The 18,594-nt window shown below is 50.1% G+C and carries 15 protein-coding genes; 13 read left to right on the forward strand and 2 right to left on the reverse strand.

All coding sequences use genetic code 11. The features are described from left to right. The gene (gene ahpC, locus O3C79_RS07485; protein WP_471777533.1) at window positions 1-558 is read right to left on the reverse strand and encodes an alkyl hydroperoxide reductase subunit C; all 558 of its coding nucleotides are present in this window, start codon (window positions 556-558) and stop codon (window positions 1-3) included. Between the two features lie 231 nt (window positions 559-789). Here ahpC and O3C79_RS07490 point away from each other — a divergent pair, with 231 nt between their 5' ends. Both O3C79_RS07490 and O3C79_RS07495 read left to right on the forward strand, forming a co-directional pair. Continuing rightward, complete coding sequence (locus tag O3C79_RS07490) at window positions 790-1,263, forward strand: Dps family protein (RefSeq protein ID WP_494385422.1); 474 nt, start codon at window positions 790-792, stop codon at window positions 1,261-1,263. Between the two features lie 234 nt (window positions 1,264-1,497). Beyond that, window positions 1,498-2,511: an IS110 family RNA-guided transposase gene (locus O3C79_RS07495; RefSeq protein ID WP_494384249.1), complete on the forward strand. Its 1,014-nt coding sequence runs from the start codon at window positions 1,498-1,500 to the stop codon at window positions 2,509-2,511. A 390-nt stretch (window positions 2,512-2,901) separates the two neighbouring features. Here the strand turns inward: O3C79_RS07495 and pyrC are convergent, their stop codons facing one another. Further along, on the reverse strand, window positions 2,902-3,939 hold the full coding sequence (gene pyrC / locus O3C79_RS07500; protein WP_494385423.1) for a dihydroorotase: 1,038 nt from the start codon (window positions 3,937-3,939) through the stop codon (window positions 2,902-2,904). A gap of 272 nt (window positions 3,940-4,211) precedes the next feature. Here pyrC and O3C79_RS07505 point away from each other — a divergent pair, with 272 nt between their 5' ends. The 11 genes from O3C79_RS07505 (at window position 4,212) to O3C79_RS07555 (ending at window position 18,588) form a co-directional block, all read left to right on the forward strand. Further along, on the forward strand, window positions 4,212-5,225 hold the full coding sequence (locus O3C79_RS07505) for an IS110 family RNA-guided transposase (protein WP_494384249.1): 1,014 nt from the start codon (window positions 4,212-4,214) through the stop codon (window positions 5,223-5,225). Between the two features lie 645 nt (window positions 5,226-5,870). Continuing rightward, window positions 5,871-6,884: an IS110 family RNA-guided transposase gene (locus tag O3C79_RS07510; RefSeq protein WP_494384249.1), complete on the forward strand. Its 1,014-nt coding sequence runs from the start codon at window positions 5,871-5,873 to the stop codon at window positions 6,882-6,884. Window positions 6,885-7,208: 324 nt separating this feature from the next. Next, window positions 7,209-8,888 (forward strand): MBL fold metallo-hydrolase RNA specificity domain-containing protein, encoded by a 1,680-nt coding sequence (locus tag O3C79_RS07515; protein WP_494385424.1) that lies wholly within the window; start codon window positions 7,209-7,211, stop codon window positions 8,886-8,888. A 156-nt stretch (window positions 8,889-9,044) separates the two neighbouring features. Continuing rightward, window positions 9,045-10,355, forward strand: a complete 1,311-nt coding sequence (gene wbpA, locus O3C79_RS07520; RefSeq protein ID WP_494385425.1) for a UDP-N-acetyl-D-glucosamine 6-dehydrogenase — start codon at window positions 9,045-9,047, stop codon at window positions 10,353-10,355. A 19-nt stretch (window positions 10,356-10,374) separates the two neighbouring features. Next, complete coding sequence (locus tag O3C79_RS07525) at window positions 10,375-11,322, forward strand: Gfo/Idh/MocA family oxidoreductase (protein WP_494385782.1); 948 nt, start codon at window positions 10,375-10,377, stop codon at window positions 11,320-11,322. 53 nt (window positions 11,323-11,375) lie between these two features. Beyond that, complete coding sequence (gene wbpD, locus O3C79_RS07530; RefSeq protein WP_494385426.1) at window positions 11,376-11,951, forward strand: UDP-2-acetamido-3-amino-2,3-dideoxy-D-glucuronate N-acetyltransferase; 576 nt, start codon at window positions 11,376-11,378, stop codon at window positions 11,949-11,951. 47 nt (window positions 11,952-11,998) lie between these two features. Beyond that, a complete protein-coding gene (locus O3C79_RS07535) occupies window positions 11,999-13,075 on the forward strand; it encodes a DegT/DnrJ/EryC1/StrS family aminotransferase (protein ID WP_494385427.1) in 1,077 nt (358 codons plus the stop codon). 53 nt (window positions 13,076-13,128) lie between these two features. Beyond that, entirely contained in the window at window positions 13,129-14,514 is a 1,386-nt protein-coding gene (locus O3C79_RS07540; protein ID WP_494385428.1) for a lipopolysaccharide biosynthesis protein, read from the forward strand. Continuing rightward, window positions 14,511-16,097: an asparagine synthase-related protein gene (locus O3C79_RS07545; protein ID WP_494385429.1), complete on the forward strand. Its 1,587-nt coding sequence runs from the start codon at window positions 14,511-14,513 to the stop codon at window positions 16,095-16,097. Before O3C79_RS07540 ends, O3C79_RS07545 begins: the two co-directional genes overlap by 4 nt. A gap of 81 nt (window positions 16,098-16,178) precedes the next feature. Then, entirely contained in the window at window positions 16,179-17,453 is a 1,275-nt protein-coding gene (locus O3C79_RS07550; protein WP_494385430.1) for a hypothetical protein, read from the forward strand. A 28-nt stretch (window positions 17,454-17,481) separates the two neighbouring features. Beyond that, the gene (locus tag O3C79_RS07555; RefSeq protein WP_494385431.1) at window positions 17,482-18,588 is read left to right on the forward strand and encodes a glycosyltransferase family 4 protein; all 1,107 of its coding nucleotides are present in this window, start codon (window positions 17,482-17,484) and stop codon (window positions 18,586-18,588) included. The last annotated feature ends 6 nt before the right edge of the window (window positions 18,589-18,594 follow it).

An 18,594-nucleotide genomic window follows, 5' to 3' on the forward strand; every position in this document is an offset into this window, starting at 1 on the left:
TTAGATTTTGCCGACCAGGTCCAGAGACGGAGCCAGAGTTGCTTCGCCTTCTTTCCACTTCGCCGGGCAAACTTCACCCGGGTGAGAAGCTACGTACTGAGCCGCTTTAACCTTGCGCAGCAGGTCGTCAGCGTCACGGCCGATACCTTCAGCAGTGATTTCAACAGCCTGGATGATACCTTCCGGATCGATCAGGAAAGTAGCACGGTCAGCCAGACCCATACCTTCGCGCATTACGCCGAAGTTGTTGGTGATGTTACCGGTCTGGTCACCAACCATGTAGTAGTTGATCTTGCCGATGGTTTCGGAAGCATCGTGCCAAGCTTTGTGAGTGAAGTGAGTGTCAGTAGACACGGAGAACACTTCAACGCCCAGCTTCTGCAGCTCTTCGTATTTGTCCGCTACGTCGCCCAGTTCGGTCGGGCAAACGAAAGTGAAGTCAGCCGGGTAGAAGAAAAATACAGCCCACTTGCCTTTAACGTCGGCTTCGGTGATGTCTACGAATTCACCCTGTTTGAACGCTGTTGCCTGAAACGGTTTGATCTCGGTATTAACGATACCCATTACAGTCTATCTCCATTTGTGAGTGGGTCATGTGGAACTCTTACATGCTAATACTAAAGTGTGAATGTTTGAAATAAATTAAAGCTAAAAGCTCGATAGTTTTTATTTATAGAAGTGCGGGGCGCATTATAGAAAGGGTTAATCGCTGCAATAGAGAACGACTTTTGATAGTCATGCGTAGAATGTACTAGGCTTGAGAACACATTCAAGGCAGCGAGGAGGCTAATGATGCACACGAATCGAATTGGACTGGACTCCGAGAAATCCACTCAGCTGGCCGAGCGACTGAATGAGCTGCTGGCAAGTTACCAGATCTTCTACATGAACGTGAGGGGCTTTCACTGGAATGTGAAAGGGCCGGAATTCTTTGAGCTTCACGTCAAGTTTGAAGAGCAGTACAACGACCTGCTGCTGAAAGTGGATGAAATTGCCGAGCGTATTCTGACACTGGGTCAACAGCCGGCTCACGCTTTCAGTACTTATCTGGAAACCAGCCAAATCAAGGAAGCCCAGAACGTTACGGCAGGGCGTGACTGTGTACAGGGCTTGCTGGAAGGCTACCGGGTTTTGATCGGCCTGCAGCGTGAAATCATGGAGTTGGCCGGTGAAGCGGATGATGAGGGTACAACGACCTTGATGAGTGATTACATCACGCAGCAAGAGAAGACGGTTTGGATGTTCAGCGCCTGGATGGGCTGATCCACAGCGAGTAATGATCAGGGATGATGTGGAACACTAAAGGCGCCATTGTGCGCCTTTTTATCTTTGCGTTGGTAGTTAGTTAGGGATTCGCGCACGGAGTGCGCTCCCACAAGTGCCTGCCAATATGCTCAACTACATGTTGTGGGAAATGAGATGGATCCGCCCACCCCGTGCCATGATTGAGTTTGCAGACCAATCAAGGTTCGGCATCCAGGCAAGAGGATCCATCTCATGAATAAGACTAGCATCATCGGAATTGATCTGGCCAAGCATGTTTTCCAACTTCAAGGCAATGATCAACAGGGGCATACCCGCTTTGCAAAACAACTGAAACGGCATGCGCTCCTGCCCTTTTTGGCGCGCCAACCGAAAAGCCTGGTTGCCATTGAAGCCTGTGGCGGTGCTCATTACTGGGCACGTGCTATCAGTGCGCTCGGGCATCAGGTGAAGATTATTCATCCCCGGTACGTAAAACCCTTCGTTCAGGTGCATAAAAATGATCAGCGTGACGCTGCCGCGATCGCCGAAGCCGCCGCCCGACCGGCGATGCCTTCAGTGGCACCCAAATCGGTCGACCAGCTCGACATCCAGGCACTACACCGAGTACGTGAACGGCTGGTTAAAGAGCGCACGGCCATTGGCAATGAGCTGAGGGGCATCTTGCTGGAAATGGGGGTCGTTATTGCCCAAGGACATCGAGCCATCCTGGAGGCTGTTCCACGCGTTTTAGAAGATGCCGACGCTGAGTTGAGCCACCGAGGCCGCCAACTGATTCATGATCTGCGAGATCAATGGCTTGAGCGTGAACAGCGCATTGCTCACTATGACCGCGAGCTGAAACAGATCGCACGAGACAACCCAGTCTGTACACGCCTGCAAAGCATTCCAGGTATCGGCCCAGTGAATGCCACTCTGCTGTACAGTCACGCGGGCGATGCCGGTCACTTCAAGTCAGCGCGGCACTTCAGTGCCTACTTGGGCCTGGTGCCCCGGCAGCATGCCAGTGGTGGCAAAGAGCGCCTGCTGGGCATTAGCAAGCAGGGAAACGTCCACGTGCGCAAGCAGCTCGTGCATGGTGCTCGTGCGGCCTATCGCGCCTTGATACACACTGACGACTCGCGGTTGGCCCGATGGCTTCACGGGATGAAAGGGAAACATCCCAATACAATCATCGTCGCGCTGGCCAACAAGCTGGCCCGCATTGTCTGGGCGCTCATGACACGGGAAGAGTGTTACCGGGCATGAGCGTCAGCCATATTAATACTCAGTAATGTAACAGGTACTCATCACCAGAGTTGCGCAGAGCCTTAGGACACCACAGATAAGATCGACTTGCTGAAGCCTTTGAGCGCGCATGGCTCATAGAAGCCGAGTGGGAGATCAGGACAGCAAGTGCATATCTCATAATGGCCAGGGGTGGATACGCCCCGATGACAGGCCGGATATAAGCATGCAATCTCTATCTACTGGTCAAAGGCTTGCAACCCGGGCGGATCCATATAAGCGCGCTCTGCGAGCGAATGTCAGCTTCCACCGGAACCCACTATTGGTCAAATCCCCGTGGGAGCTCGCTCCGCGAGCGAATACCAGACCCGATCAGAGCTAGGCACTCACTCGGCAAGCGAACCCAATATATCAACCTTCCAGTTTCCAGCGCAGGGTCTCACCAGCACGGAGAGGAACAATGATATCCGAGCCAAACGGCATTTCGTCAGGCACCTGCCAGTCTTCCTTCACCAGTGTAATGGTATCGCTGTTGCGCGGCAGGCCGTAAAAGTCAGCACCGTGGTGGCTGGCAAAGCCTTCCAGCTTTTCCAGCACACCCAGGTCTTCAAAGATTTCTGAATAGAGCTCAATCGCCGCGTAAGCGCTGTAACAGCCGGCACAGCCGCAAGCACTCTCTTTTGCGCCCTTTGCGTGTGGAGCAGAGTCGGTGCCCAGGAAGAATTTGCTGCTGCCACTGACAACGGCATCCTGCAGTGCCTGCTGGTGTACGTTACGCTTCAAAATCGGCAGGCAGAACAGGTGCGGACGAATGCCGCCCACCAGCATGTGGTTGCGGTTGTAGGCCAGGTGCTGCACGGTGATGGTGGCGCCCACGTTATCGCCATGAGCATTTACAAACTCGGCTGCATCGCGGGTTGTAATGTGCTCAACCACCAGTTTCATGTTGGCATGACGGCCGGCCAGCGGCGTCAGTATCTCGTCCAGGAACTTTTTCTCACGGTCAAAGATATCCACATGGTTATGGGTAACCTCGCCATGTACCAGCAGAGGCATGCCGGCTTCCTCGAGTGCCTCGCATACGGCATCCAGCTTGCCCAGGTCGGTAACCCCTGAGTCAGAGTTGGTCGTTGCGCCGGCGGGGTAGAGTTTGACGGCGGCAACTTTACCGGTTGCCTTGGCTGCAGCAATGGTTTCCGGAGTAGTGTTGTCGGTCAGGTAAAGCGTCATCAATGGATCAAAATCGCTGCCCTCAGGTGCTGCCGCCAGAATACGCTCACGATAGGCCAGCGCCTGCTCGGCATCGGTCACCGGTGGGCGCAGGTTCGGCATGACGATGGCGCGGTGCATCTGGCGAGCGGTAGCGGGTACAACGTGCTCAAGCACTTCGCCATCGCGCAGGTGAAGGTGCCAGTCGTCTGGCCGGGTAAGGGTGAGGCGATCAGTCATCAAAATGTCCCGAGTATCCAGTTAAATGATGACCCCAGTATACCGGAATGAGCTCTCAGGGCCGAATGCCCACATGAATGCTTTAGTTGCGCCTTAAGCCTGTGCGTGCAAACCAACATACCCATTATTCGAGTGGGAAGCAGCCTCTGGAAAGCGCCCTGATTTACTGATTGTTGGAGGTTGTGGGAAATGAGATGGATCCGCCCACCCCGTGCCATGATTGAGTTTGCAGACCAATCAAGGTTCGGCATCCAGGCAAGAGGATCCATCTCATGAATAAGACTAGCATCATCGGAATTGATCTGGCCAAGCATGTTTTCCAACTTCAAGGCAATGATCAACAGGGGCATACCCGCTTTGCAAAACAACTGAAACGGCATGCGCTCCTGCCCTTTTTGGCGCGCCAACCGAAAAGCCTGGTTGCCATTGAAGCCTGTGGCGGTGCTCATTACTGGGCACGTGCTATCAGTGCGCTCGGGCATCAGGTGAAGATTATTCATCCCCGGTACGTAAAACCCTTCGTTCAGGTGCATAAAAATGATCAGCGTGACGCTGCCGCGATCGCCGAAGCCGCCGCCCGACCGGCGATGCCTTCAGTGGCACCCAAATCGGTCGACCAGCTCGACATCCAGGCACTACACCGAGTACGTGAACGGCTGGTTAAAGAGCGCACGGCCATTGGCAATGAGCTGAGGGGTATCTTGCTGGAAATGGGGGTCGTTATTGCCCAAGGACATCGAGCCATCCTGGAGGCTGTTCCACGCGTTTTAGAAGATGCCGACGCTGAGTTGAGCCACCGAGGCCGCCAACTGATTCATGATCTGCGAGATCAATGGCTTGAGCGTGAACAGCGCATTGCTCACTATGACCGCGAGCTGAAACAGATCGCACGAGACAACCCAGTCTGTACACGCCTGCAAAGCATTCCAGGTATCGGCCCAGTGAATGCCACTCTGCTGTACAGTCACGCGGGCGATGCCGGTCACTTCAAGTCAGCGCGGCACTTCAGTGCCTACTTGGGCCTGGTGCCCCGGCAGCATGCCAGTGGTGGCAAAGAGCGCCTGCTGGGCATTAGCAAGCAGGGAAACGTCCACGTGCGCAAGCAGCTCGTGCATGGTGCTCGTGCGGCCTATCGCGCCTTGATACACACTGACGACTCGCGGTTGGCCCGATGGCTTCACGGGATGAAAGGGAAACATCCCAATACAATCATCGTCGCGCTGGCCAACAAGCTGGCCCGCATTGTCTGGGCGCTCATGACACGGGAAGAGTGTTACCGGGCATGAGCGTCAGCCATATTAATACTCAGTAATGTAACAGGTACTCATCACCAGAGTTGCGCAGAGCCTTAGGACACCACAGATAAGATCGACTTGCTGAAGCCTTTGAGCGCGCATGGCTCATAGAAGCCGAGTGGGAGATCAGGACAGCAAGTGCATATCTCATAATGGCCAGGGGTGGATACGCCCCGATGACAGGCCGGATATAAGCATGCAATCTCTATCTACTGGTCAAAGGCTTGCAACCCGGGCGGATCCATATAAGCGCGCTCCGCGCGCGAAAGAACCGGCACCGATCATTGCAAACAAAGGCTCGGCAGGTATCATTGTTCCGCTTTGCTCAGTAAGGCAGAGTTCAGGGAAGTTGGGTAGTACGTAACATGCATTGAAACCGCTAAATACGCGGCTTCACGACCCAAGACAAACAGGAAAACAGGGGTGTTGAGGATTGCCCGAATTATAACCTCCGGGCGGTAGCGTGTCTGAAGTGCAACTATCAGCACCCTAGCGCTGGAGTGTCTTGATATAGCAGTCCCTGTGGTTGCAGCGGTTATGACTGTTGTGGGAAATGAGATGGATCCGCCCACCCCGTGCCATGATTGAGTTTGCAGACCAATCAAGGTTCGGCATCCAGGCAAGAGGATCCATCTCATGAATAAGACTAGCATCATCGGAATTGATCTGGCCAAGCATGTTTTCCAACTTCAAGGCAATGATCAACAGGGGCATACCCGCTTTGCAAAACAACTGAAACGGCATGCGCTCCTGCCCTTTTTGGCGCGCCAACCGAAAAGCCTGGTTGCCATTGAAGCCTGTGGCGGTGCTCATTACTGGGCACGTGCTATCAGTGCGCTCGGGCATCAGGTGAAGATTATTCATCCCCGGTACGTAAAACCCTTCGTTCAGGTGCATAAAAATGATCAGCGTGACGCTGCCGCGATCGCCGAAGCCGCCGCCCGACCGGCGATGCCTTCAGTGGCACCCAAATCGGTCGACCAGCTCGACATCCAGGCACTACACCGAGTACGTGAACGGCTGGTTAAAGAGCGCACGGCCATTGGCAATGAGCTGAGGGGCATCTTGCTGGAAATGGGGGTCGTTATTGCCCAAGGACATCGAGCCATCCTGGAGGCTGTTCCACGCGTTTTAGAAGATGCCGACGCTGAGTTGAGCCACCGAGGCCGCCAACTGATTCATGATCTGCGAGATCAATGGCTTGAGCGTGAACAGCGCATTGCTCACTATGACCGCGAGCTGAAACAGATCGCACGAGACAACCCAGTCTGTACACGCCTGCAAAGCATTCCAGGTATCGGCCCAGTGAATGCCACTCTGCTGTACAGTCACGCGGGCGATGCCGGTCACTTCAAGTCAGCGCGGCACTTCAGTGCCTACTTGGGCCTGGTGCCCCGGCAGCATGCCAGTGGTGGCAAAGAGCGCCTGCTGGGCATTAGCAAGCAGGGAAACGTCCACGTGCGCAAGCAGCTCGTGCATGGTGCTCGTGCGGCCTATCGCGCCTTGATACACACTGACGACTCGCGGTTGGCCCGATGGCTTCACGGGATGAAAGGGAAACATCCCAATACAATCATCGTCGCGCTGGCCAACAAGCTGGCCCGCATTGTCTGGGCGCTCATGACACGGGAAGAGTGTTACCGGGCATGAGCGTCAGCCATATTAATACTCAGTAATGTAACAGGTACTCATCACCAGAGTTGCGCAGAGCCTTAGGACACCACAGATAAGATCGACTTGCTGAAGCCTTTGAGCGCGCATGGCTCATAGAAGCCGAGTGGGAGATCAGGACAGCAAGTGCATATCTCATAATGGCCAGGGGTGGATACGCCCCGATGACAGGCCGGATATAAGCATGCAATCTCTATCTACTGGTCAAAGGCTTGCAACCCGGGCGGATCCATATAAGCGCGCTCCGCGCGCGAAGAGCTCATACACCCCAAACTACAAAAATAAGGCAAAGGAACTGCCACAATGAAAATAGACCACCACGGCGCACGTGATGGAGTCACCGGCTCATGCCATCAGCTTCATGTTGATGGTGAAACCAGCTTCTTGATTGACTGCGGCCTGTTTCAGGGCAGTGAAATCGGTAATGGCAACCACCACGACTGTCACATAATTGATTTCGACATCAGCAGCGTCAAAGCACTGATAGCCACCCATGTTCATATCGACCATGTGGGCCGCATCCCTTGGCTACTTGCCGCTGGCTTTGAAGGACCAATTATTTGCTCTCAGCCTTCAGCAAAACTGCTGCCGCTGGTATTGGAAGACGCTTTCAAACTTGGCATCAGCCGTGATCGCAAACTGGTCGAACGCTACCTGCAACAGATTGAACAGCGTCTGATCGCATTGCCATACAAGCAATGGTTCACGCTGAGCGATACGCCAGAACACAAAGTACAGATCAGACTGCAACGCGCCGGGCATATCCTCGGCTCCGCCTATGTGGAAGTCGATGTTGGAAAGAAGGAAGAGTCTTCGCACATAGAGTGCGCTTTCACAACGGAGTGCGATCCAACAATAGTGGATGCGACTTCCCAACCTTGTGGGAGCTCACTCTGTGAGCGAAACAGTAAGGGTGCAGAAGCCCCATCAACAAAGAAAGATAGTGGGAGTTCGCTCCGCGAGCGAATAAGCACCAGAGTCGTTTTCTCCGGTGATCTGGGCGCCAGCGAGACACCACTCCTGCCTGCACCCGAACCACCAGAAAGAGCCGATATTCTGGTGCTTGAAAGCACCTATGGTGCCCGCAACCACGAAAACCGCGCCACACGAAAGCACCGGCTAAAAGCCGCTATTGACCGTGCGCTTCACAACAACGGCAGCATTCTGATTCCTGCTTTCAGCATAGGCCGTACGCAAGAACTACTTTACGAACTGGAAGAGCTGCTTGGGCAGCACCAGTGGTGTGAAAGCTCGCACTATGAACCAGAGAACCCCAGTACATCGATAGAACAAGCTGCTTGTGGGAGCTCACCCTGTAAGCGAACAGGTCAACACAGTGAGTTAGCTCCAAGCAGCTGTGGGAGCACGCTCCGCGAGCGAACAAATAAAACACCTAAACCCTCGATACCTGTAATACTAGACTCACCCCTGGCATCTAAGTTCACAGCCGCCTACCGAGAGCTACAACCCTTCTGGGATGAAGAAGCTCAGGCTCGACTGGAGCAGGGCCGCAAACCTCTGGCCTTCGACACCTTGCTCACTGTCGACAGCCATCAGGAACACCTGAAAATGGTGCACCACCTGGCCAGCTCCGGTCGCCCGGCCATCGTGATCGCCGGCAGCGGCATGTGCAACGCCGGTCGCATCGTCAACTACCTAGAAGCGATGTTAGGTGACGAACGGCACGATGTGCTTTTCGTTGGTTACCAGGCTGAAGGCACACCAGGACGGGATATTCAGCAATATGGCCCTAAAGGCGGTTGGGTTGAGCTGGATGGCGAACGCTATACCATCCGTGCTCAGGTTGAGACTATTGGCGGATATTCGGCCCATGCCGATCAGCAAGGGTTGGTGAATTTTGTCAAGGGAATCAAGTACAAACCCGGCGAAGTACGTCTGGTGCATGGGGATGAAGGTGCGAAGAAGGTTTTAAGGCACTCGCTAGCAGCAGTTTGTAACACCAGTACGAAATATAGAAGCTAGCGCCATAGCTGGGGGTATGGGAGTTCAGACAGTGAGCGAAAGACAAGAAAGCAGAGATACATGAATGCCATCGTAGCCGGTACAGACTATTAGGCACTATCCAGCGCAGCATAATTTCCGTAACCAAATATTCAGTAAATAGATTTAGAGATCCCAATGTCGACACTTCAAGCCACACTCACCAAGTTCAAAAATAAAGAAGCCGTCATCGGTATTGCAGGCCTGGGTTATGTTGGCCTTCCATTGATGTTGCGCTATAACGCCATCGGCTACAGAGTGATTGGTATCGACATTGATGCTGACAAGGTAGGCCAGCTGAATGCTGGTAAAAGCTATATCGAACATATCCCAGGCGATAAAATTGCCCAAGCAAGACAAACCGGGTTTGAAGCGACCACTGACTTCAGTCGTGCCAGTGAATGTGATGCGCTGGTAATGTGTGTACCCACACCGTTGAACAAGTACCGTGAGCCGGATATCAGCTTCGTCATCAACACCATGGATGCGCTTAAGTCACACCTGCGCGCCGGTCAGGTGATTTCACTGGAAAGCACCACCTACCCGGGTACTACTGAAGAAGAGCTGCTGTCACGTGCAGAAGAGACTGGCCTGAAAGTGGGGGATGAGCTTTTCCTGGTCTACTCCCCAGAACGTGAAGACCCAGGTAACCCAGACTTTGAAACGCGCACCATTCCCAAAGTGGTGGGCGGCCATACCCCTGCGTGCCTTGAAGCCGGGATTGCTTTGTACGAGCAAGCAATTGATCAAGTAGTGCCCGTCAGCTCAACCAAAGCGGCTGAAATGACCAAACTTCTGGAAAATATTCACCGAGCAGTGAACATCGGCTTGGTAAATGAAATGAAGATAGTCGCCGACCGCATGGGCATCGATATCTTTGAGGTCGTTGACGCCGCTAAAACAAAGCCGTTCGGCTTTACCGCATACTACCCCGGCCCGGGGCTGGGAGGGCACTGCATTCCGATTGACCCCTTCTACCTGACCTGGAAAGCCCGCGAATATGGCCTGCACACCCGCTTCATTGAGCTGTCAGGTGAAGTAAACCGTGCCATGCCGGAGTATGTGATCAGCAAATTGATGGATGGCTTGAACGGAGCAGGCAAGGCGCTGAAAAACAGTCGCGTATTGGTATTAGGCATAGCGTACAAGAAAAACGTAGACGACATGCGTGAATCTCCATCAGTCGAGATCATGGAGCTGATCGAAGCCAAAGGGGCCGTGGTTGCTTATTCCGATCCTCATGTGCCGGTGTTCCCGAAAATGCGTGAACACCACTTTGAACTGTCTAGTGAACCGCTAACGGCGGAAAACCTGGCTAATTATGATGCTGTTGTACTGGCAACCGATCATGATCGTTTTGATTATGATCTGATCAAGCAGCACGCCAAACTGGTTATCGATAGTCGTGGCAAGTTCCGCGAACCGGCAGAGCATATCGTCAGGGCGTAATGGTAAGGAACAGATAGAAATGAAAAATTTTGCACTGATCGGCGCATCGGGGTACATCGCACCACGTCACATGAAAGCGATCAAGGAAACAGGTAATCAGCTGAGTGTTGGTTACGATATCAACGACTCAGTCGGTATTATTGACAGTATTTCACCGGCTAGTGAGTTCTTCACCGAGTTTGAGCGCTTTCAGGAACATGCTTGGCAGTTGAAACGTAAGCCTGAGACGGCTTTGGATTATGTGGCTGTATGCTCGCCAAACTACCTGCATCATCCGCACATTGCGGCCGGTCTGCGCCTTGGTTGCAATGTTATCTGTGAAAAACCATTGGTTCCGACGCCCGAAATGCTGGATGAGCTGGCATTGGTGGAAAAGGAGACCGGCCAGCGGGTCTATAACATCCTTCAGCTGCGCCACCATGACGTAATTCTGAAATTGAAAGAAAAAGTGGCCAATGAGCAGCGTGCTGACAAGTTCCAGGTTGACCTGACCTACATCACCTCGCGCGGCAAGTGGTATATGGAAAGCTGGAAAGGTGATCCCCGCAAGTCCTTCGGTGTTGCCACCAATATCGGAGTGCACTTCTTCGATATGCTGCACTTTATCTTCGGCAACCTGGAAAAAAACGTGCTGCACTATGCCGATAACTATAAAGCTGCCGGTTATCTGGAATATGAAAAGGCGCGTGTTCCTTGGTTTCTGTCTATTGATGCCAACGATCTGCCTGAAGAAGTGAAAGGTAAGCAGACGACCTTCCGTAACATCAGCTGTGATGGTGAACAAATTGAGTTCTCTGCTGGGTTTACTAACCTGCATACCATCAGCTATAGGGAAATCCTTGCGGGTCGTGGCTACGGCATTGAAGATGCGCGTCATTGCATCGAAACCGTGCATCACATCCGCACTGCTAGGCCGGAAAAGGCTGAAGCCGGCGAAGCTCATCCCTTCCTGCAAAAACTTGTGTAATTCCATTTAAGCCCGCGTTGCGGGCTTTTCTCTGTGAAATAAAGGGAAATGTCGTGTCTTATCAGGCTCATGAATCCGCCATTGTTGATGAAGGCGCCCAGATTGGTGAAGGTAGTCGTGTATGGCACTTCGTACATGTCTGCGGCGGTGCCAAAATCGGCAAGGGTGTATCGCTCGGCCAGAATGTGTTTGTCGGTAACAAGGTAACTATTGGCGACAACTGCAAAATTCAAAACAACGTTTCGGTATACGATAATGTGCACCTGGAAGAGGGCGTGTTCTGTGGCCCCAGCATGGTGTTTACCAATGTATATAACCCTCGCTCGTTGATCGAACGTAAAAGTGAGTACCGCGATACCCTTGTAAAAAAGGGCGCGACACTTGGCGCCAATTGCACAGTTGTCTGTGGCGTTAGCATTGGTGAATATGCCTTTATAGGCGCTGGCGCGGTTATCAACAAGGATGTCCCCCCCTATGCCTTGATGGTAGGTGTACCCGCCAAACAAATTGGCTGGATGAGTGAGTTTGGCGAACAGCTGGATTTGCCACTCAGTGGGGACGCAGTGACTGTTTGCCAACACACAGGGGCAACTTACTTACTCAAAGGTACCCAGCTGACCAAACCATAATCCTTACAACCGGTGTGGGAGCGCACTCTGCGCGCGATTGATTGACTATGCAATTTATTGACCTGGCTACACAGCAAGCCCGTATTAAAGACAAAATCGACGCTGGTATTCAGAAAGTACTCGCCCACGGCCAATATATCCTTGGCCCTGAAGTGGCAGAACTGGAAGAAAAACTGGCTGAGTTCACTGGTGCCAAATACTGTGTTACCTGTGCTAACGGGACCGATGCACTGCAGATCGCCCAGATGGCGCTGGGCATTGGCCCTGGGGATGAAGTCATAGCGCCGGGTTTCACCTATATTGCAACTGCTGAAACTGTTGCATTGCTTGGTGCGAAGCCTGTGTATGTGGATATCTGTCCCAAAACCTACAATCTTGATCCGTCCAAACTGGACGCTGCGATCACACCGCGTACCAAGGCGATTATTCCGGTTTCACTCTATGGCCAGTGTGCGGACTTTGATGCGATTAATGCTATTGCAGAAAAGCGCGGTATTCCGGTGATTGAAGATGCTGCACAAAGTTTTGGCGCCAGCTACAAGGGTAGGAAATCCTGCAACCTGAGCACTATTGCAACTACTAGTTTCTTCCCAAGTAAACCATTAGGCTGCTACGGTGATGGTGGTGCGATTTTTACCAATAATGAAGAACTGGCCAAAGTGATCCGCCAGATTGCACGCCACGGGCAGGATCGGCGCTATCACCACATACGTGTAGGCGTAAATAGCCGACTAGACACTCTACAAGCGGCTATTCTGCTGCCTAAGCTAGAAATCTTCACGGAAGAGATCGAACTGCGTAACTTGGTCGCTGCCAACTACACGCGCTTGCTGAAGGAAGAGGGTATCCTCACGCCGCATGTAGAGGCACATAATACTTCCGCCTGGGCGCAATACACCATTCGCTTGAAAAACCGTGAACAGCAGCAGCAAAAATTGAAAGATGCGGGTATTCCTACCGCTGTGCACTACCCCATACCGTTGAACAAACAGCCCGCAGTAGCTAATGCACATGTGCAACTGTCAGTAGGGGACGAAGTCGCGGAAGGAGTGATGAGTCTGCCGATGCACCCGTACCTTACAGGACAAGACCAGAAGCACGTAGTAGAGGCCTTAAAAGAGTGATGAAGGCAGTTAGAAAACTGCTCCCGAAAAGCGCGTTTGCTCGTGGTGTAAGCATGTTGGTAGGTGGCACGGCAGCTGCACAGGCGCTGATGTTGCTAGCATCACCCCTGCTAACGCGCTTGTACTCTCCTGAGGATTTCGGCCTTCTGGCAGTTTATGCAGGGCTTTTGGCTTTTTTTGTGGTCGTCTCAAGCTTGCGTTATGAATTGGCCATTCCGTTACCGGAAACGAACACCGAAGCAGCGAACGTTTTGGTGCTCAGTCTTTTGCTGGTATTTGTGATGACTAGCGTATCAGCGATTATGGTGGCTCTCGCTGGTGACGAAGTCTCTAATACTCTGAATGCGCCGGAACTGGCTAAGTATTTCTGGTTATTACCAGTCGGTGTGTTTTTATCCGGCATTTACAAAATCTTTAACTACTGGGCGGTGCGTACCAAAAATTTTGGTGATATAGCCAAGACCCGTATAAGCCAAACATTGGCAACCCTGGCGATCCAGTTGGTTGGTTACAAATTTGGGGCAATAGCGCTGTTGTTCGGCCAAGCCGGCGGACAAAGTGTTGGAAATGTTCAATTAGCCCGTTCAGCCATCATGCGCGGGGAAGTTCAAAACTGGTCATGGCCCGGCGTCTGGGCTGCCGCTAAGCGTTACAAGGTTTTCCCGGCTTTCTCGACTTGGGGGGGGATATTTAACACAGCAGGCATCCAGCTGCCCCCCTTGATGTTCGCCGCACTCTTTAGTGCCAGTGCTGCAGGGCTGTATGCTTTGGCACACCGTGTACTGGCTATGCCTATGGCAGTGCTCGGTGAAGCTATCGGTAAAGTCTTTTTTTCTAATGCAGCCGAAGCGTACCGAGAAGGGCGCTTAGCGCCGCTGGTGGAAAAGGTTCATATTATGCTGAGCGCAATCGCTATGCCAGTAACTCTCTTGCTGGTGCTGGCAGCTCCGGAAATGTTTGCCTTGGTATTTGGTGAAAGCTGGCGAGAAGCAGGTGAATTCGCACGCTACATGGCGCCCTGGCTCTATGTCGTATTTGTGACATCTCCACTGTCGACGCTTTTTGAGGTGATGGAGCGTCAGCAGTTAGCCATGGCGTTTCAAGCAGGATTGTTGGTGGTTAGGTTAATGGCTATTCTAATCGGTGCGTATTGGCTCCGGGCACTACTTCCTACCGTCATGTTATTTAGTTTGGTCAGTGCGCTTTTCTGGATAGGTTTTTTGGTTTGGGTTTGTCGCGCATCGGGTAATAAGTTGTCAGCGGTAGTCATGCCAACCTGCAGCGCATTTTTAAAAGCATCTGCCTTTTTATTGCCGCTTGGACTCGTTATCGCAGTCAGCCCTGAAAAAAAAGCTTGGCTGTATCTCGCCCTATCAACAAGCGGGTTGATGATCATGGTTTACTATATTCTTTTATTTAGAAAGGCTTACGCTAAATGAGAGCACACGTTTACTTGGCTTCCGCCGGCTGGCAAGAAAAAAATGACGGTAGACTCAAATTGCGAGGTACTTGCTGGACAGGTTGTGATGATTTGCTTAACGCCACAAGTGTGCAGAGCGTAAGTGATGCTCTCCGGTTGCAGAATGGTTTCTATGCGCTTGTCTGGGAGGATTCAGATACCCTATATGCAGCTGTAGATCACATCCGGTCAATCCCCTTGTTCTATGCCCTGAAAGATAGTGCTTTTTACCTTTCCGATGACGCGGACTGGGTGCGTGAGAAGGTCGGTAATACCGAAATGGATGAGGTGGCTAAAGAAGAATTTCAGCTTTCTGGTTATGTAACAGGGCAGGAAACACTTTACTCGGATGTTAAACAACTGCAGGCAGGAGAGTTTTTGTGGATTAACAACCAGAGCGAATCGCCAACAGCTGAAACAGAACGATATTACCGCTTTCTGCATAAAGAGCCCGAAACTTTCAATGAACAAGAGCTTTTACAGCAGCTCGACCATGTTGCCTTGGCTTCGGTTGATAACCTGATTCAATATGCTAACGGCCGCCAAATCGTGATTCCTCTCAGTGGCGGATATGATTCCCGTTTAATAGCCACTCTTCTAAAGCGCCGGGGCTACGAAAATATTCTTTGCTTCACCTACGGTGTGCCTGGTAATAAAGAGGCTTTATTTAGTCAAAAAGTTGCTAAAGAGCTGGGCTTTGATTGGACGTTTGTTGAATATTCTGCAACTAATTGGAAGAATGCTTGGCGTACAGAAGAGGCCAAAGAATATAGGGCAACGGCCTCAAATCATACAAGTCTTCCTCACGTGCAAGACTGGCTAGCAATTCGCGAGCTCTTATCAGATGGTCGTATAACTAAGTCATCTGTAGTTGTTCCTGGGCATAGCGGTGACTTCGTTGCCGGTAGTCATATACCCCAAATAACATTTGAATATACGCAGCACGATGAGGATGTGCTCTATAGTGCTTTGATCAAAAGACATCTTTCCAACGCCCCGAGGGATGAGATGAAATTGGCTGATAGTGGCCTTTTAAAGGCGCGACTTCGTGCCTGTATCGGTATGGACTTTGATGGTAGTGACATTGCGTTTGCGAATCTTTACGAGCTTTGGGATTGGCAGGAACGACAATCAAAATATATTGTGAACTCAGTCCGAGTTTATGAGCAATTCGATTTGGATTGGTGGCTTCCTCTATGGGATATAGAATTCGTTAGATTTTGGCAAAGCATCCCATTAGCCTTGCGCAAGGAAAGAATTTGGTTCAAAAGCTGGATAATCAGTCAATATTCAACAGTAGTTGGTGATGCTATGGTCGGAGCAGAGTACCTTGGTAATGCAGCTGATCATTCAAAAGTGATGGGGATTCTAATTTATTTAGCTAAAAAGTTACCGAGGCCCATTCAAGTTATGATAAGTAAAATATGGAGGGCAAGGAAAAATAAAAATCATTTTCTCGCCTTTGAGGGCTTGGTTTCAAATGATTTGTTTGATGATTATCTTAATAAGAATTATAACATGATTGGGATCTATTCAGACCTTTATTTGAAATCGAAGTGGTAGTTGAAAAAGGGTTTTAATTAATTTTTTATTATGATTGTCAAAAGTAGTTATAATTCTTTTTCCTGATTTCCGGGTGTTGATGTGAATGGTATAATAGCTTTAACAGAAAAAAGTTTTTTTTTCTGGTTTAGTGTGGTTTTTCTTAGGAGTGTACTTGATATTTCTTATGTTACATTTGTTAGCCCTCTTTATGGATATTCGGGTTTTTATTTGGATGTTAGCTTAATAAAGTATGTTGAAAGCATTGTTTTAATGCTGCTTTTTTGCGTGATAACACCCAGGTTTTTGAATAGGCCATCAGATTATTTGATTATAACTATGCTGTATGCCTTTATAATTCCAATTTTAAGTTATTATGCTTTAAGCAACCAGTCAAGATTCCACCTTTATTTGTCATTGATTTGCGTTAGTCTTGTTTACCTTTTTTCAAAAGGTCAAAGCTTCAAACTTCCGGAAGTGAAATATGGAATTAGAACTTCAATTTTAGTTTGTTTTGTTTTGACGTTGATTACAACGATTTGGTTTTTTTATTCTTCGGGTTTTAGATACTTTAACCTAAACTTCAATCATGTTTACGATTATAGAGGTGCGGTCTCAAATGCTTCGTATGTGGGGTTGATGGCTTATATTATAACTTGGACAACTAAAGTAATAGGTCCCGTTCTAATGGGATATGCAATTTGTTATAGAAGATTTGGCTTGGCTTTTTTTATATTATCTGTTCATGTTTTATGGTTCGGTTTTAGTTCTCATAAATCGGTTCTTTTTTATCCGTTTCTAATAATAGGGCTTTGGTTCTGGTTTCAAAAATCCAAGTCCTTATCCCCTTTGATATTCATATCCGCAATTATTTTGTTACTTTCATTTTTATCATACCTTGTTTTCGATGAGTTGCTATATGCTAGTCTTTTTATAAGGCGTGTTTTTTTTGTTGTCGCGCAAAATACATTTTTGTATTTTGACTTCTTTAGTGAAAATCAAAAAGTTTTTTGGTCAAACTCTTTTCTTTCAGGTGTCGTTGAATATCCTTATCACATAGGGCCTGCGAAGTTAATGGGATTTATACAGGATAAAGAATCTCATGTTAACAACTCATTTGTTTCAACGGGTTATATGCATGCGGGTGTGTTTGGTATTTTGATATATGGCGTCCTTGCAGGCTTGCTGTTTAGATTGATAGATAGTTTGGCTAATAATTACTTGCAGGTTTTGCTTGTTTTGTCGTCCATATTAATCCCGTCAAGAGCTATGATTTTAAGTGCGGATTTACCTACGGCATTATTAACACACGGTATTGCTATAGCAATATTGCTTGCTTTTTTGGCTAGGTACTCAATTGGAAAAGCGTCAAGTTGAATTTTATATATTTAAGTAGGTCTCTTTAATGAAGGTCATCCACCTCACTTCCGTCCACCCGCGCTTTGACACCCGAATTTTCCTCAAAGAATGTACATCTCTTGCCAGCAACGGCTACACCGTTTCGCTGGTCGTTGCTGATGGCAAGGGCGATGAAGCCAAGAACAATGTCGCCATCTACGATGTGGGCGCATCACAAGGCCGCATGGACCGTATTCGCAATGCTCCTGGTCGGGTGTTGGCGAAAGCGCTGGAATTTGATGCAGATATCTACCATCTGCATGACCCTGAGTTGATTCCCATTGGTGTCAAACTCAAAAAGCGCGGCAAGGTGGTGGTTTTTGATGCCCATGAGGATGTGCCCAAGCAGTTGTTGGGTAAGCCGTATTTGAATAGGCCCGCTAAATGGTTTCTGTCGAACACTTTTGCAGTGTATGAGCGCTTTGCTTGTCGTAAGCTGGATGCGGTTATTGCGGCCACACCCTATATTCGTGACAAATTCAAAGCGATGGGGGTGCGCTCCGCTGATATTAACAACTACCCACTCTTGGGTGAGCTTTCCAGAGGTGAGGTGGATTGGTCGCAGAAGAAATCGCATGTGGGGTATGTTGGGGGAATTGGGCAAATTCGCGGCATTTCCCAAGTGGTAAAAGCGATGGGGCTGGTCCAGTCTGATGTCCGTCTACAGCTGGCCGGTAAGTTCAACGAGCCTGCTGTAGAAGGGGCTGCTCATGCTGACAAAGGTTGGCAACGTGTAGAGGCATTAGGTTTTGTTGGGCGCGAAGATGTTCGTGACATACTATCGTGCTGCGTAGGTGGGTTGGTTACTTTTTTGCCTTCGCCCAACCACATCGATGCGCAGCCCAACAAAATGTTTGAATACATGAGTGCGGGCGTACCAGTGATCGGCTCTCACTTCCCCCTCTGGAAGAACATCATCGAAGGTAATCAGTGCGGCCTGTGTGTTGACCCCCTTGATCCTAATGCCATTGCTGAGGCAATTGATTATCTGGTTAACCATCCCTTAGAGGCAGAACAGATGGGGCGTAATGGCCAAATTGCTGTACAGGAAAAGTACAACTGGGGTATTGAAGAGCAAAAGTTACTAAAACTTTATAATTCACTTATCGGCTGATTTACC

The sequence above is a fragment of the Marinobacterium sp. NO-S09 genome, assembly GCF_059179545.1.

What these genes read in the sequence shown, in the direction of transcription:
- wbpA (WP_494385425.1), top strand. Translation starts at nt 9,045, where the DNA reads ATGTCGACACTTCAAGCCACACTCACCAAGTTCAAAAATAAAGAAGCC.
- O3C79_RS07555 (WP_494385431.1), top strand. Translation starts at nt 17,482, where the DNA reads ATGAAGGTCATCCACCTCACTTCCGTCCACCCGCGCTTTGACACCCGA.
- O3C79_RS07535 (WP_494385427.1), top strand. Translation starts at nt 11,999, where the DNA reads ATGCAATTTATTGACCTGGCTACACAGCAAGCCCGTATTAAAGACAAA.
- O3C79_RS07505 (WP_494384249.1), top strand. Translation starts at nt 4,212, where the DNA reads ATGAATAAGACTAGCATCATCGGAATTGATCTGGCCAAGCATGTTTTC.
- pyrC (WP_494385423.1), bottom strand. Translation starts at nt 3,939, where the DNA reads ATGACTGATCGCCTCACCCTTACCCGGCCAGACGACTGGCACCTTCAC.
- O3C79_RS07515 (WP_494385424.1), top strand. Translation starts at nt 7,209, where the DNA reads ATGAAAATAGACCACCACGGCGCACGTGATGGAGTCACCGGCTCATGC.
- O3C79_RS07510 (WP_494384249.1), top strand. Translation starts at nt 5,871, where the DNA reads ATGAATAAGACTAGCATCATCGGAATTGATCTGGCCAAGCATGTTTTC.
- O3C79_RS07540 (WP_494385428.1), top strand. Translation starts at nt 13,129, where the DNA reads ATGTTGGTAGGTGGCACGGCAGCTGCACAGGCGCTGATGTTGCTAGCA.
- O3C79_RS07545 (WP_494385429.1), top strand. Translation starts at nt 14,511, where the DNA reads ATGAGAGCACACGTTTACTTGGCTTCCGCCGGCTGGCAAGAAAAAAAT.
- O3C79_RS07525 (WP_494385782.1), top strand. Translation starts at nt 10,375, where the DNA reads ATGAAAAATTTTGCACTGATCGGCGCATCGGGGTACATCGCACCACGT.
- O3C79_RS07495 (WP_494384249.1), top strand. Translation starts at nt 1,498, where the DNA reads ATGAATAAGACTAGCATCATCGGAATTGATCTGGCCAAGCATGTTTTC.
- O3C79_RS07490 (WP_494385422.1), top strand. Translation starts at nt 790, where the DNA reads ATGATGCACACGAATCGAATTGGACTGGACTCCGAGAAATCCACTCAG.